The sequence below is a fragment of the Haloarchaeobius ordinarius genome (genome assembly GCF_051801355.1).
Lineage (GTDB): Archaea > Halobacteriota > Halobacteria > Halobacteriales > Natrialbaceae > Haloarchaeobius.
This window is the reverse complement of the sequence record NZ_CP196560.1, coordinates 2466494-2479752: the sequence shown is the minus strand read 5'-3', so window position 1 is coordinate 2479752 and position 13259 is coordinate 2466494. Positions and strand designations below refer to the sequence as shown.

Sequence of the window (13259 nt, the reverse complement as noted above, 5' to 3'; positions counted from 1 at the left end):
TCTTACTCCGGAATCGCCCGTCCCCAGAGTACGAGCACGCTGGGGAAGACGAGGACCGCGCCGACGAAGGCGAACACGATGGCGAGCCCGATGACGATGCCAAAGCGCTGGAGCGACGGCACGATCGCGAGCGCGAGCACGGAGAATCCGGACGCCGTCGTCACGGCGCTCCCGAGCAGTGCACCGCCGGTGCCGCCGACGGTCGCAGAGACCGCGTCGTCGACGCTGCCCAGGCGGTCGAGTTCGTCGGTGAAGCGCTCGGACATGTGGATGCTGTAGTCGACCCCCAGCCCGATACCGAGACTCGTGATGAGCGCGGTCTGGGCGTTGAACGGAATCTTCAGGAGCCACATCGCCCCCAGCACCCACGCCAACGAGAGCACCACCGGGAGCAGCGTCACTGCCCCGAGCGAGCCGTAGCCGGTGAAGAGCCGGTAGCCGATGACGAGGACCGCGAGCACTGCGAGCACCGTGACGACCAGGGTGACGACGACGGTCTCTAGCAGGCCGTCCTGGATGATGGCGGTCAGGACTGGTTGCCCTGTCGCCGTGGCCGTGAGGCCGTTGCCCTGTGCCGGTTCGACCGCGGCCTGCATCTCGTCTCTGACCTGCGGGACCGGCGAGCCGCCCTGGATGGCGACCTGCATGCGGAGGGCGACGTACTCGCCATCGTCGCGGGCGATGACGCGGCTGGCGTCCTCGGGTGCGACCTGGTATAGCTGGTCGTACACCGCCTGGAGGTTCTGGTCGGGGACGCCGTTCCCGTCGGTGTCCGCCGCCGTGACCGTCTGGGCGAAGGAGTCGTTCCGGGCGGCGACACGCCGGATGGTCGACAGCGGCCCGTCGATTCGGGGTTCGCCGTCGGCGAGGTGGATGACTGTCTCGCTATCGCGAGCCCTGTCGCGAACCTGCTGGACCCGTTCGAGGGTGTCCGGGGCCGTCACGGAACCCTGTATCAGCAACTCCGCCTGCGAGGACTGGTCCTGCTGGAGGAACTTCCCGTTGAGGTAGTTCGCGTTCTTGCGGATGTTGTACTCGCCCGGTGCGAACGGTTCCGGCAGTTCCTTCATCCAGCCCGGGGGCTCCTCGGTGAGGAAGTCGCTCCGGTCGAAGCTGGTGTCGACCTGCGTCGCGCCGTAGGCCCCGCCCGCACTGAGGAGGAGCGCGAGCACGAGGACCACGATGGGTGCACGCTTTGCACCCTCGCTCCCGATGGCGAGCAGGCGGCCAACACCGCGCCCTTCGCCGCCGAAGGGCTTCTTGCGCCGGTCGAAGCCGAAGCGTTCGAGCAGTCCGTCGATCTCCACCTTGAGCGCCGGAATCAACGCCCCGAAGACGACGAGGGCGCTGACGATGCCGGCCGCGCTGGCGAGGCCGAAGTTCTGGAGCGGCGGGAGCGGGCTGGTGAGGTTCGAGAGGAACCCGATGGACGTGGTCACCGTCACCCACAGCAGCGCGACACCGACCGCCGCCAGGGCGCGCTTCATCGTGACGTCGACCGACGCGTCCGGGTCGGCTTCGCGGGCCTCGCGGTGGCGCATGAAGACGTGGATGGCGTAGTCGATGGCCAACCCGATGAGGAGGATCGGGACGGCGATGAGCGTCGTCGAGAAGTCGATACCGACCCAGCCCATGAACCCCTGCATCCAGACCAATACGAGCCCGATTCCCAGGGTACTCAGGACGATGTCGACGAGGTCGCGGTAGGCGATGACGAGCGTGACGAGCACGAGGACGAGCGCGAGCGGCCCGATGATGGTGAAGCTGTCACCGATAGAGCGGCCCGTCTCGTCGTTCACGATACCGATGCCGAAGACGAACGACTCGCTGCCGAGTGACTCCTCGGCGAGGTCCTGCACGGCGAGCTGGCCGGCGGACACGTCTTCGGGCAGGTCGGTCCCGCTGGAGTCGGCCGGCACCGACTGGAAGACGAGCAGGACCCGGGCGTCGGCGGTGGTCGACCCCGGCTCGTAGTCGACCGGCATGAGTGCGAGTGCATCACCACCGGGGGCGACACCGCCCTGGCCACCACCGTCGCCACCGAGGATGCGACCCACCAGGGTATCGACCTCGGACTCGTTCAGGGACTCGACGGCGGAAATCTGGGCATCGAGCGACGGCGCTGCTGTGGGTGGCTGGCCGCCTTGCCCACTCTGGGCCTGCTCGCGCTGGATTGCCGCGAAGGCGACCGCGTTGGACACGTCGACGACGGCCGGTTCCGACGCCAGCGTCCCGTCGACCGTGTCGTTCTCGTACAACGCCCGCTGGAATCGTAACGTCGAGAGGAGCGACTCCTTCGAGAGGACGTTGTCGCCGCGGACGACGACCTGTACTGTGGTCCGGTTCTGGCCCTCAGTCTGGAAGTTCTCCCGGATGTAATCGAGTTTGTCCGCGGCCTCGGTCTCGGTCTGGAAGCTATCGGTCGAGGTCGACTGGTCGACCTGTGAGGCGGCGCTCCCGACGACCAGCGTCGCGACGAACAACAGGACGATGACTATCTTACTGTGTTCGACGATGGCGTCGGCGATGCGGTCCGCGTTCACGACGGACCCACCCCGCTGGTCGATGGCGAAGACGGCCGGTGCGCTGTCATAATCCGCGCTTCGCCGGACCGATAGAAAACCGTTGTGATAAACGAGTTAGGCTATAATCGGTTTTGGATTATGGGTTGGCGAACGACACGACTTTAGCCCGAACACCGCTACGTCGGCGTGTGCAAATCGTCGGCTACGAGACCGAACGCGACTCGCACGCGCCAGCACTGGTGTTCGCGACGGACGGCGCGACCAGCCGACGGACTCTGGAGCCAGGCACCGAACTCGCGTACACGCTCCGGGACCGCTGGTGTGCAGGGTCGCTGACCGACGACGGCCACCGGCCGTGCGACCGCGAGGAGGCACCGTACTGCTACCAGCACCAGCGCACCTGGCAGTGTGCGATCTGTACGGGCGGCTGTGACAAACCGCTCGACACCTGCGAGGAGGAACACGCCGTCTACCTCGCTGCGTTCGCCCCCGACACGTTCAAGGTCGGCGTCACCCGGTCGTGGCGACTGGAGACACGCCTTCGGGAGCAGGGTGCGGACCTGGGTGCGCACATCCACACCGTCTCCGACGGGCGCATCGCCCGCCAACGTGAAGCGGAACACGCCCGCGAGGTGCCCCTCCCCGACCGGGTCCGCGTCCCGACGAAAATCGCTGGTCTCGGTGACACCGTCGACGAGGACGCCTGGGCCGACCTCCTCGCCGCGTTCGACCCGATAGAGACGTTCGCGTTCGACTACGGGTTCTCCCTCGACGCCAACCCCATCCCGGAGACGGTCCTGTCCGGGACGGTCGTCGGGGTGCAGGGACGGGTTCTCGTGCTCGAAACCGGCGGGACGACGTACGGTGTGGACCTGCGAGCCCTCGTGGGCTACGGCGTCGACGAGACCGCGACCGACAGGGACCTCCAGTCCAGTCTCGGGGCGTTCGTCTAGACGGAGACGTCGTGGCTGGTGACGGGGAACTCGTACCGCCCGAGGGCGAACGTCCGGTCGCCGACCGAGAACGACGGTTGAAACACGAGACTCCCGTCGACCGTCAGTGACTCCTGCTCGCCGCCGGAGAGCACGGTCGTGACGCGGATGGTCTCCTGTCCTTCCGCCGGGACCGGGTCACTCGCGAGCCAGCCGGGTCGCGTGTCGAAGGCGGGCGGCCAGACCACGTGGGAGAGTGTCGCATCGTCGGTCTGGCGAGCGATTCTGAAGGCACATCCTGCGACCGCGAGGTCGACCCAGAGGGCGTTCTCGATGGCGACGGCAACCTCCAGGACGTCACCGTCACGGGTCGCCGAGACTGCCGCGATGGCGAGTCGGTCGTCGACCGGCCCGAACAGCCGCTGGTCGTAGGACCGGGCCAGCCAGTGCCCGACGACCGGTAGGAGACGAAGGAGGTAGTAGCCGACGACGACGGCGAGACGAGCGAGGAGGTAGAACGCGACCATCGTCGACTTCTAGTCTCCGACGGTGGAAAAACGTGGGACCGTGGACGGCACCGCGACGGAACGAGTGACCCTTCGCCGACGATACGTCCCGGTGACGGTTCGACAGCAGACCGGATGGCCCGCGAGAAAAACCCTTTTCGGTCCGGAGGTGGAACCCGAGGGTATGGCAGACGACGAAGACCGCAGCAAGGAAGCGCAGGGCGAAGAGTCCCCCGAGGACGACGGTGAATCGAAGTCCTTCCGCGAGCGCGTCGAGGAGATTCGACAGCGACGCGAGGAAGAGTCCGACGAGGACCGACGCGAGCGAATGGAAGAGATGATGGGCGGCGGTCCCGGTGGCGCACCGGGCGGCCCCGGCGGCATGGGCGGTGGCGGCGGCAACCCGTTCGCCCAGATGATGGGCGGCATGATGGGTGGCGGCCCCGGCGGTCCCGGTGGCATGGGCCAGGAGTCCAGTTCTGACAACGAGGAACTCGTCCGCGAGGTCCGACAGGTCCGCGACGAGTTGCGCGACCAGACCCGCGCGCTCAAGCGCATCGCTGACGCGCTCGAAGACCGATAACGTCTTCGCCGCTTTTTTGTCACAGGAGCGTACAACTTGTGTGCCGACATGTCACTGTCGGCGGTGCTCCTCTACGCGGTGCTGGACGAACTTCCGCACCCGCACTCCAGGGTGGCGCTCTCGCTCGTTCCCGTGGCTATCCTCGGGACGGTCATCAGACTCGGACTCGGCGGCCAGGTGGGTGACAGACTCGGGCTCTCAGTGGCACTGCTGGCCGGGCTAGTCCTGGTGGCGACGGTGGTCGACGGGCTCAGACGAACACGGTCGACGCTGGCCGGCGGTCACGACACGCGGTCGTAGAGTGAGGCCAGCCGTTCGACGGCGTTGTCGATGCTGACCTCGTCCCGGCGAGCGAGACAGTTCTCCGAGAGCCGGTCGCGGTCGGCCAGCGCCCGTTCGATGCCGTCGCGGAACCCGTCGACATCGTCGCGCTCGAAGTGGTAGCCGGTGACGTCGTCGACGACCGTCTCGGCGAGTGCCCCGGCGTTCACGCCGACGACCGGTGTGCCACAGGCGTTAGCTTCGAGGGCGACCAGTCCCTGCGTCTCGACCGGCGAGGGGAAGGTGAACACGTCGAGTGCGGAGTAGAACGCGGGCATCTCCTCGCGGTCGAGGAACCCGAGGAACCGGGCGTCGACGTCACGGCGACGCGCCTCGGCTTCGAGGTCTTTCCGGGCAGGGCCGTCACCGCCGAAGACGACGGTCGCGTCGAGGCCGTCGGCGGCCGCGAGTATCTGGTCGAGTTCCTTCTCGTAGCCGTGGCGGCCAGTGTAGCCGATGAGTGTGCCGGAGAGGTCGTACGTCTCGCGGAAGTCGGTGGCGTCCACCGGGCGGAACTGTTCGGTGTCGATGCCGTTCGAGACGACGCGGACGGGCGTCTCGACGCCGACCGCATCGACGAGGTGGCGTCGGGTCGGCTCGGAGGGCGTGATGACGAGGTCGGCGCGGTCGTAGAACCAGCGCTCGTAACGCTTGCTGAGCCGCTGGAGGCCGCCGGCCAGTTTCCGCGAGGGCGAGATGTACTCGGCGTACTCCGCCGTCGGCGTGTGATAGGATGCGACGAGAGGCTTGTCCTGCGACCGGGCGAGACGGAGGCTGGCGAGACCGAGTGCGAACGCGGTGTGGGCGTGGATGACGTCCGCGTGCTCCACGGCGTCCGGTATCTGGGGCGCGCCCACCCGGAAGCCCTCGTAGAACGGGAAGGGGACCGACCGGACCGGGTACTCACCGGCTTCGGGTGCGTGCCCGTCTGAATCGGGGTACACGACGTCCATCCAGCCGTCCTGACGGTTCCACCGGTCGCGCCAGGATTTGATGGTGTAGGTCACGCCGTTTACCGTGGGCAGGTAGGTGTCGGTAAAGGCGGCAACCTGTTGCGTCATTATGGCCGGAGTCGGCCGACGAACACTTAAAGAACGTGACTTCAGTCCGACGCGAGGAGGTCGCGGTAGATGTCGGCTAACTCGGCTCCGACGGTCTCCAGACTGTGTTCCTCGGCTGTCTCGCGGGCGTTCTGTCCGAGCCGTCGGCGGAGGTCCGGGTCCGCGTCGAGACGGGCAAGCGCGGCCTCGAACTCCTCGGTGGTCTCACACAGCAGGCAGTCGTGACCGTCCTCGAAGTACTCCCGGAAGACCGGGATATCGCGCAGGACGACCGCCTTCTCGCAGGCCATCGCCTCCAGCACGACGAGGCCCTGGTTCTCGACCTTCGACGGGAAGCAGAACACGTCGCCAGCGGCGAACGCGGCGCGCTTGTCGTCGACCCAGCCGGTGAAGGTGAGGTTCTCCGGCGGGTTCTGGGTCCACTTTCGCACTGTCTTCGAGGCGTGTGGCCCCTCGTCGTAGGTGCCGAACCACGCGAAGTCGTAGTCGGTCGCCTGCGCCAGTTCACAGAACGTCGTCAGGCCCTTGCGCTCGAAGACGCTCCCGACGGCGAAGACGACCATCCCGTCCAGGTCGTACCGGTCCCTGATCTCCTCGCGGAACTGCTCGTGGCCCGCCATCGAATCGAGGTCGATACCGTTCGAGATGGGCTCGATGGGTGCGTCGAGCGGGTAGTCCTCGAGGACACCCCTCGTGTACTCGGAGGGACACAGCACGAGGTCTGCTTGCGAGTAGAACCGCTTGAGGTACTCGCCGAGCGCCGGTGCGACGGCGTTCGAGAAGCGGAACGAGCCGCGGAAGTCCTCTTTCGTCACGTGGGCGTGCAACACCAGCGGGATGTCGTTGCGCTTCGCGTGGCGAGCCACCACCAGCGACTCGGGTCCGATCATGTTGCAGTGGACGAGGTCGTACTCCGCGAAGAGGTCCTCGTCGAACGCCAGGCGGGCGAACGCGGCGTCCGGGATGGAGCCGTCGGTCCACGGCGAGTCGAGGACGTCTATCTCCGGGGCAGCCTTCGCCAGCGCCGCGCGTTGCTGGTCGGCCGCCGTGCCGATGCCGCTTCGCTCCAACTGGGACTCGAGTTCGAGGTGATTGCAGACGCGCACTGTCGTGTCGGTCCTCGGACGACAGAAAAATAGCTTCCGACTCGCCGTGGGAACCGTCGTCGTCGCCCGGAAGACGGTACCCCTTTGGCTGTCCGGAGGGAACCCCGACCCAGATGACTATCGCGGAGGAGCGAATCGACCGGCTGGACGCCCTCGCCCGCGAGGCGACGAGAGCGGGCGAGTTCGACCGTGCCCGCGAGTACGTCCGTCTGGCACGACGAATCGCCGAGCGCAACCGGGTTCGTCTCCCCTACCGGTTCCGACGCTTCACGTGTGACGCCTGTGACGCCTACCTCCTCCCGGGTGTGAACGCCCGGACCCGCCTGCAGGGCGGCCACGTGGTCGTGACCTGCGACTGCGGACACCACGCCCGATACCCGTACCGGTAATCACGAGCCGAGCAGTGTGTCACCGATTCGCTCTCCTCACCCGGTTCTCCGGCCGGACCACGCACGTTTGGTGAAACATTGAAACCGTTGGCCGTAAAATCGGGGGGTATGAGTAACGAAGAGCTTCGACGAAAGGCCCACGAACTTGACGTGACAGTGTGGGTCGGCAAGGGTGGGATCGAGTCGGTCGTCGACGAGTTGAACGACCAGTTGCAAGGGAACGACCTCGTGAAGGTGAAGTTCCTGCGGGCGGCCCGTGGGGGGACCTCGACGGAGGAACTCGCCGAAGAACTGGAGGACCGCATCAGCGGGGCGTTGTTCGACGTGCGGGGTAACACTGCCGTGTACCACTGATGTTCGGGGTCGCATTCTCACTTCAGCCAGAGAACCCGCAGCTGGATGGGCTATCGAAGACGCTCTCGTCGTTCGTCGGTGAGACCTACGCCCCACAGGTAGCAGCAGCCATCCTGTTCGTCGTCGGCTTTCTGGCCGTGTACGTCGTCGGACGTATCGTCGTCCTCCCCCTGGTCGGGCGGCTCATGGACCGTCGCGGGCTCGACAAGCACGCCCGGGTCCCACTCCGGAAGATTACCAACTTCGCCATCTTCTTCGCCGCCATCGGCTTCGCGTTCGCGTTCGCCGGCTTCGGAAACATCCTCACCGCGCTGGCCACCATCGGTGCAGCGGCGACTCTCGCCATCGGCTTCGCGATGCAGGACGTCATCGCGAACTTCGTCGCGGGCGTGTTCATCTTCACCGACAAACCCTTCCGCATCGGTGACTGGATCGAGTGGGACGGGTATTCGGGAATCGTCGAGGACATCAGTCTGCGCGTCACCCGCGTCCGGACGTTCGACAACGAACTGCTGACGGTCCCGAACTCGCAGCTGACCGACGGCGTCATCAAGAACCCCGTCGCGAAGGACCAGCTCCGTCTCCAGTTCCTCTTCGGCATCGGCTACGACGACGACATCGACCAGGCGACCGAGATAATCGTCGAGGAGGCCGAGGACCACCCCGGCATCCTGAACGACCCGGAGCCGTCGGTTCGACTGACCGAACTCGGTGACTCCTCAGTCGGACTGAAATCGCGCATCTGGATAGACAACCCGTCGCGTGCCGACTTCGTGAAGACGCGCGGTGAGTACGTCCAGGCGGTCAAAGAGCGCTTCGACGAGGAGGGAATCGACATCCCCTACCCGAACCGCACCCTCGGCGGCTCGCTCGACGTGGCACAGCTCTCGGAAGTCATCACTGCAGACGACTGAGCGTCACGGCCCGACTCCGCCCGTCCGCGCGTTTTCGTGAACGACACACTCGAAGAATCGAGCTTTTCTCGACCCGGCTGGTGTCACTGCCGAGCCAGAGAAGCGTCGCTCGGGAGTGTGAATGCGATATGAATGGTGGACGCCTGAGATTGCCCGGCGTTCCCGACTGGGGAATCTCGGTCGTCTTCTCCACCCCGCGACCCATCGAGCGACGGGTGTCCGACGGTGAGCTGCTCACTTCCGTGCCTGACTCATTACCGCCGATTAACGACGAGGCACCATCCCTGCGGATGGGTCCCGTCGACCGCCGTCCCCGACGGACGAGGCTTCTACGTCGACTCCCGAGGCCCGGCCGCGTCTGACCGGACGCCCTCAGGATTCGGTCCCCGCTGATGACCATACTGCGGGTGGAGAGCAGGGCCTAACTGCCCGACCTAGTCCACTCCAACGTAACCGCTTGCCTCTTAAGGACCTTTCGACTCGAACCAGAAGACAGCGTCTCGATTCAGGCCGACAACAATCCGAGCACGCGGGCGTACCACGCGCTACAGACGGCGATGGCCACGCTACATAGCAGGACGGCCCATGGGTGGTACTCCATCCACGCTTCGGTCCCGAGACTACTGGCCACGTCGCCGGCTTCGAGCGCCCAGAGGAGTGTGAGGAGAGTCATGACGAGGCCGAACACGAGCGTGACGCCCGCTGCGAGGTCTGGCTCGGTTCGCCCTTCGCGGCCGGCCGCGAAGACAATGACTGCGACGAGCGCGAACAACGAGAGGTACGTCGGCGAGACGACGCCGACGCCGTAGTAGGTCGAGAGTCCCGAGATGGCGTTCTCGGAGAGCGCCACGTACGGGACGAAGACGGCGACGACGAACGCGAGGGCGGCGACGATACCCACGGTCGGGGGGGTCCGGAACCGGTTCATGTGCGAGACTCGTCGCGGACGGGACATAAACGCCGCGAAGGTAGCACCAGGGCCGCCTGCTGCACCAGGACGAGGCGGAACGCACAACACCTCCGGGGACGATGCGTTCAGTATGGGACTTGGTTCAGCAGGCAAGATGCTTCAGACCCTCCAGACGGTGGCCGAGCGCGCAGAACAGCTCTACGCACAACTCAAGGACGTCCGTGAACGACTCACACAGATCGAGGCTGACGTCGACGAGACGACGAACACGGTCGACGACATCGAGACCGAACTCACCGAACACCGCCTCATCCTCGAAGCCCTCGCCGAGAAAGAGGACATCGACGTCCAGGAACTTCTCGCAGATAGTCTCATCACGGAAGCGGAAGCAGCCGGTGAGCCAGCCGCGGCCGCCGAAGCGGCAGAAGAGATTCCGGTCGAAGACGAAGGCGCAGTCGAGTCCGGCGGTACGAACGAGTAACAACACCTATCGGCCGGCGGCAACTATTGCCCCCGTATGACTACCCACGAGGAACCGCTGGACTCGGTGTTGGAGACGGTCGGTGAAACGCCGCTCGTGCGGGTACACGCCGCACCCGACGAGGTGCCCGTGTACGCGAAGCTCGAGTCGTTCAACCCCGGTGCCAGCGTGAAAGACCGCATCGGGAAGTACATGCTCGAACGGATGCTCGAAGACGGCCAGCTCGAACCCGGCGGAACCGTCATCGAGCCGACGGCGGGCAACACGGGCATCGGTCTGGCGGTCGCCGCCGGCCAGCTCGGCCTGAACGCGGTCTTCGTCGTCCCGGAGCGGTTCTCCCTCGAGAAACAACAGCTCATGCGAGCGCTCGGTGCCGAGGTCATCAACACCCCGACCGAAGACGACATGGGCGGGGCTATCCAGCGCGCCCACGAACTCGCGGCGGAACTCGACGACGCGGTCGTCCCCCAGCAGTTCGAGAACCCGCTGAACACGGAAGCGCACTACGCGACGACTGGGCCGGAGATATACGACGCCCTCGACGGCGAGGTCGGCGCGGTCGTCGCGGGCTGTGGCACCGCTGGGACCCTCATGGGTCTCGCGAAGTACCACCGCGAACAGAACCCGGACACCTACGTCGGTGCGGTCGAACCGGAGGGCTCGCTGTACAGCGAGTTCAAAGGCGACCATCCCGAGGCCGACGCGTACAAGATAGAGGGTATCGGAACCCACGACACGAACACCAACAAACTGTTCGAACCCGACCTCGTCGACGACGTCATCCAGGTCGCCGACCGGGCGGCCCACGCCGAGGTCCAGCGCCTCGCCAGCGAGGAGGGCCACCTCGTCGCCTCCTCGGCTGGAGCCGCGAGTGTCGCCGCCATCGGGGTCGCCGAGCGCATCGCCAGCGGCGAGATAGACGCGCCGTACGATTCGGTCGTCACGGTCTTCCCCGACTCCAGCGAACGATACCTCTCGAAGGGTATCTACCGGTCGTACGAGGAGTGGGAAGGGTAAGAAGCCGTCAGCTGAGCCGGCCGTGTTCGACCTTGAGGCACTTGTCCTGGACGACCTGTAACCCCGCATCCTCCGCCTTCTTCGCCGCCTCGTCGTTGCGGATGCCGAGTTGCATCCAGACGACCTTGACGTCGTTGCGCTGTAAGACCTCGTCCACGATTTCGGGGACCTCTTCGGACGGCCGGAACACGTCCACGACGTCTATCTCTTCGTCGACGGCAGAGAGTGAATCGTACGCGTGCTCACCCAGAATCTCGTCGTGGAACGGATTTACCGGGATGATGCGGTACCCCTGCTGTTGCATGTACCCTGGGATGTCGTGAGCCGCCTTTCCGGGCGAGTTCGAACACCCGACGACCGCGATGGTGTCGTACTCGAGTATCTCACGGAGTTCCGCGTCGCTCTGGACTGGCATGGGCGAAGAGACGGGCGGGCCGGTCAAAAGGCTGGCGCGGTCGGGCACCGTCAGCGCGACGGGATACCGGCCGTGTGGAGCGTCGGTTCGCCACCGTCGCCCTCTTCGACCTCGATGACCGCGTCGAACAGCTGTTTCAGCGTGTTCATCGTCTGGTCGTCGTGGGCTGTGGAGTCGATGATGTAGACGCCGAGCGCGTCGGCGGACTGGACGCGACCGGTGAACACGTGGAGGAACCGGAAGACGGTCTGGAGGTCGGAGTACATCAGGAGCGTCGAGACAGAGTGCAACAGGATCCGGTTCTTCCGGTGGCCGCGGACCTCGTAGAACTCCTCTAAGAACTCGGAGAGTTTGATACCGATGCCGGTCATGTCGACGGGGGACGACGCGTACTTGATTCGAGCGTCGTCGGTGACGTTGTTCACGCCGCGTTGCTTCGTCACGCAATCGACGATGCCGATGTCGACAGCGGCGATATCGTCGACGAGGCTCTCGTACTGATCGAATATCTTCTGTGCGCTGTCCTTGGTCGTTACTACGATGGTTCCCTCGCCCTGCTTCGAGCCACTCGCGAGGATGTCCAGCGCGATATGTCGTTTCCCCGTCAGCGGTGGGCCGGCGATTAGCAGGTTGGTGCCGGGGGAGAGTTCCGCGTCCGGAAGAACGTCGGCCAGGTCATACATGGCGTGTCTACGTCACTCGGGACCAGCGTCGTTTCTGTGCGGTGTCGATACCGGGTCCCTCGTATGGTATGAGAATACAGTATCCGGCTTATAGTACTTTTGATTAAAGTCATCAGACGGTCATCATAGCATATCGCCGTCGGTGATTCTTCGACCCGTTCACCCGGTGAGAACGGCGACCCTGCCGACGATGAACGCGGCCGCAGCGAGAAACATCCCGTACTTGAGATGGTTCTGGCTCGCCGTCGGGTCGGTAAAGCCCTCGTAGGCCGCATACAGCATCAGCACGTCCGCCGGGATGACGGCGACGAGGTAGGCGATGCCGAACGTCTCGCGGAGGTACGGGACGGGGCTCGCGAGGACGGCGACGACCAGTGCACACGACGCGAGCACGAGCGCCCGGCGTTCACCGACCGCGATGGGGAGCGTCCGTAACCCCTCCTCGCGGTCGCCGGCGATGTCCTCGACGTCCTTGATGACCTCTCGACTCACCGTCGAAAGCGCGGCGAGCGCACACAGGGTCGCCGCCGCCGCGGCGTTCCCGACGGCTGCACCGCCGAACAGGAAGGTGCTACCGCCGAGGTACGCCACGAGGAGGTTCCCGAGCCCGGGTGTCCCTTTGAACCACTCGGTGTAGGCGACCAGCGCGAGCAGGTTGAACACTGCGATGCCGATAGCGAGCGCCGGTAGAACCAGGGCGAACGCGGCGGCGAGGGCGAACAACACCACGCTGAACACGAGCGCACCTCGCGCGCTCACGGCTCCCCGGGGTATCGGTCTGTCCGGCGCGTTGATGCGGTCGATGTCGCGGTCGAAGTAGTCGTTGATGACGTTGCCCGCGCCGGCCGCGAGTATCGTCGTGAGGGCGGCCGCGACGGTCCTGACCGCGGGTGACGTGACGCCGCCGGTGACCGTCGTCACCTCGCCACCGACGGCGACGAACGCCCCGATGAAGGTGAGGACCCCGGCCACCACGGCGTTCACCGGCCGGGTCAGTTCGACCAGCCCGGTGACCCGGTCGTGCAGACTCATACCCTCCAGTGTCTGGTGGCGGAGCAAAAA

At 65.7% G+C, this 13259-nt stretch carries 16 protein-coding genes and 1 other RNA gene; 8 read left to right on the top strand and 9 right to left on the bottom strand.

Annotation, left to right across the window (positions count from 1 at the left end; translation table 11 throughout):
- Positions 1-2 precede the first annotated feature (2 nt).
- Positions 3-2543, bottom strand: a complete 2541-nt coding sequence (locus ACSC1R_RS12935) for an efflux RND transporter permease subunit (protein ID WP_439026148.1) — start codon at positions 2541-2543, stop codon at positions 3-5.
- A gap of 170 nt (positions 2544-2713) precedes the next feature.
- Between ACSC1R_RS12935 and ACSC1R_RS12930 the strand changes: the two genes are divergently transcribed.
- Positions 2714-3478, top strand: a complete 765-nt coding sequence (locus tag ACSC1R_RS12930; protein ID WP_439026147.1) for a DUF2797 domain-containing protein — start codon at positions 2714-2716, stop codon at positions 3476-3478.
- On the opposite strand, the gene ACSC1R_RS12925 is transcribed toward ACSC1R_RS12930, so the two are convergent.
- Positions 3475-3984: a hypothetical protein gene (locus ACSC1R_RS12925; RefSeq protein ID WP_439026146.1), complete on the bottom strand. Its 510-nt coding sequence runs from the start codon at positions 3982-3984 to the stop codon at positions 3475-3477. The genes ACSC1R_RS12930 and ACSC1R_RS12925 overlap by 4 nt on opposite strands.
- 163 nt (positions 3985-4147) lie before the next feature.
- Here ACSC1R_RS12925 and ACSC1R_RS12920 point away from each other — a divergent pair, with 163 nt between their 5' ends.
- Entirely contained in the window at positions 4148-4546 is a 399-nt protein-coding gene (locus ACSC1R_RS12920) for a hypothetical protein (RefSeq protein WP_439026145.1), read from the top strand.
- A gap of 48 nt (positions 4547-4594) precedes the next feature.
- Positions 4595-4846 (top strand): hypothetical protein, encoded by a 252-nt coding sequence (locus tag ACSC1R_RS12915; RefSeq protein ID WP_439026144.1) that lies wholly within the window; start codon positions 4595-4597, stop codon positions 4844-4846.
- Here ACSC1R_RS12915 and ACSC1R_RS12910 read toward each other — a convergent pair.
- On the bottom strand, positions 4828-5928 hold the full coding sequence (locus ACSC1R_RS12910) for a glycosyltransferase (RefSeq protein ID WP_439026143.1): 1101 nt from the start codon (positions 5926-5928) through the stop codon (positions 4828-4830). The two genes, ACSC1R_RS12915 and ACSC1R_RS12910, sit on opposite strands and share 19 nt — an antisense overlap.
- A gap of 41 nt (positions 5929-5969) precedes the next feature.
- Positions 5970-7034, bottom strand: a complete 1065-nt coding sequence (locus ACSC1R_RS12905) for a glycosyltransferase family 4 protein (RefSeq protein WP_439026142.1) — start codon at positions 7032-7034, stop codon at positions 5970-5972.
- Positions 7035-7147: 113 nt separating this feature from the next.
- Between ACSC1R_RS12905 and ACSC1R_RS12900 the strand changes: the two genes are divergently transcribed.
- From ACSC1R_RS12900 to ACSC1R_RS12890, 3 genes are all read left to right on the top strand, one after another.
- Positions 7148-7423: a ribonuclease P protein component 4 gene (locus ACSC1R_RS12900; RefSeq protein ID WP_439026141.1), complete on the top strand. Its 276-nt coding sequence runs from the start codon at positions 7148-7150 to the stop codon at positions 7421-7423.
- A gap of 108 nt (positions 7424-7531) precedes the next feature.
- Positions 7532-7777 (top strand): YhbY family RNA-binding protein, encoded by a 246-nt coding sequence (locus ACSC1R_RS12895; protein ID WP_439026140.1) that lies wholly within the window; start codon positions 7532-7534, stop codon positions 7775-7777.
- Complete coding sequence (locus tag ACSC1R_RS12890) at positions 7777-8691, top strand: mechanosensitive ion channel family protein (protein WP_439026139.1); 915 nt, start codon at positions 7777-7779, stop codon at positions 8689-8691. Before ACSC1R_RS12895 ends, ACSC1R_RS12890 begins: the two co-directional genes overlap by 1 nt.
- Positions 8692-8824: 133 nt before the next feature.
- Here the strand turns inward: ACSC1R_RS12890 and ffs are convergent.
- An RNA gene (gene ffs / locus ACSC1R_RS12885) (signal recognition particle sRNA) lies at positions 8825-9136 on the bottom strand.
- Positions 9137-9196: 60 nt separating this feature from the next.
- The gene (locus ACSC1R_RS12880) at positions 9197-9619 is read right to left on the bottom strand and encodes a DUF7548 family protein (RefSeq protein ID WP_439026138.1); all 423 of its coding nucleotides are present in this window, start codon (positions 9617-9619) and stop codon (positions 9197-9199) included.
- A gap of 112 nt (positions 9620-9731) precedes the next feature.
- Here ACSC1R_RS12880 and ACSC1R_RS12875 point away from each other — a divergent pair, with 112 nt between their 5' ends.
- Together ACSC1R_RS12875 and ACSC1R_RS12870 are read left to right on the top strand one after the other, a co-directional pair.
- The gene (locus ACSC1R_RS12875; RefSeq protein ID WP_439026137.1) at positions 9732-10082 is read left to right on the top strand and encodes a DUF5798 family protein; all 351 of its coding nucleotides are present in this window, start codon (positions 9732-9734) and stop codon (positions 10080-10082) included.
- 36 nt (positions 10083-10118) lie between these two features.
- Positions 10119-11099, top strand: a complete 981-nt coding sequence (locus tag ACSC1R_RS12870; protein ID WP_439026136.1) for a PLP-dependent cysteine synthase family protein — start codon at positions 10119-10121, stop codon at positions 11097-11099.
- A gap of 7 nt (positions 11100-11106) precedes the next feature.
- Here the strand turns inward: ACSC1R_RS12870 and ACSC1R_RS12865 are convergent, their stop codons facing one another.
- From ACSC1R_RS12865 to ACSC1R_RS12855, 3 genes are all read right to left on the bottom strand, one after another.
- Positions 11107-11514 (bottom strand): CoA-binding protein, encoded by a 408-nt coding sequence (locus ACSC1R_RS12865; RefSeq protein ID WP_439026135.1) that lies wholly within the window; start codon positions 11512-11514, stop codon positions 11107-11109.
- A gap of 50 nt (positions 11515-11564) precedes the next feature.
- Positions 11565-12197 (bottom strand): RAD55 family ATPase, encoded by a 633-nt coding sequence (locus ACSC1R_RS12860; RefSeq protein WP_439026134.1) that lies wholly within the window; start codon positions 12195-12197, stop codon positions 11565-11567.
- Between the two features lie 159 nt (positions 12198-12356).
- Positions 12357-13229, bottom strand: coding sequence for a geranylgeranylglycerol-phosphate geranylgeranyltransferase (locus ACSC1R_RS12855; protein ID WP_439026133.1), 873 nt, complete (start codon positions 13227-13229; stop codon positions 12357-12359).
- Between the last annotated feature and the right edge of the window lie 30 nt (positions 13230-13259).

Bases quoted from the DNA above. Each gene is read 5' to 3' on its own strand.
- ACSC1R_RS12910 (WP_439026143.1), bottom strand. From the start codon at position 5,928: ATGACGCAACAGGTTGCCGCCTTTACCGACACCTACCTGCCCACGGTA.
- ACSC1R_RS12920 (WP_439026145.1), top strand. From the start codon at position 4,148: ATGGCAGACGACGAAGACCGCAGCAAGGAAGCGCAGGGCGAAGAGTCC.
- ACSC1R_RS12875 (WP_439026137.1), top strand. From the start codon at position 9,732: ATGGGACTTGGTTCAGCAGGCAAGATGCTTCAGACCCTCCAGACGGTG.
- ACSC1R_RS12895 (WP_439026140.1), top strand. From the start codon at position 7,532: ATGAGTAACGAAGAGCTTCGACGAAAGGCCCACGAACTTGACGTGACA.
- ACSC1R_RS12860 (WP_439026134.1), bottom strand. From the start codon at position 12,197: ATGTATGACCTGGCCGACGTTCTTCCGGACGCGGAACTCTCCCCCGGC.
- ACSC1R_RS12900 (WP_439026141.1), top strand. From the start codon at position 7,148: ATGACTATCGCGGAGGAGCGAATCGACCGGCTGGACGCCCTCGCCCGC.
- ACSC1R_RS12915 (WP_439026144.1), top strand. From the start codon at position 4,595: ATGTCACTGTCGGCGGTGCTCCTCTACGCGGTGCTGGACGAACTTCCG.
- ACSC1R_RS12925 (WP_439026146.1), bottom strand. From the start codon at position 3,984: ATGGTCGCGTTCTACCTCCTCGCTCGTCTCGCCGTCGTCGTCGGCTAC.
- ACSC1R_RS12870 (WP_439026136.1), top strand. From the start codon at position 10,119: ATGACTACCCACGAGGAACCGCTGGACTCGGTGTTGGAGACGGTCGGT.
- ACSC1R_RS12880 (WP_439026138.1), bottom strand. From the start codon at position 9,619: ATGAACCGGTTCCGGACCCCCCCGACCGTGGGTATCGTCGCCGCCCTC.
- ACSC1R_RS12855 (WP_439026133.1), bottom strand. From the start codon at position 13,229: ATGAGTCTGCACGACCGGGTCACCGGGCTGGTCGAACTGACCCGGCCG.
- ACSC1R_RS12890 (WP_439026139.1), top strand. From the start codon at position 7,777: ATGTTCGGGGTCGCATTCTCACTTCAGCCAGAGAACCCGCAGCTGGAT.
- ACSC1R_RS12865 (WP_439026135.1), bottom strand. From the start codon at position 11,514: ATGCCAGTCCAGAGCGACGCGGAACTCCGTGAGATACTCGAGTACGAC.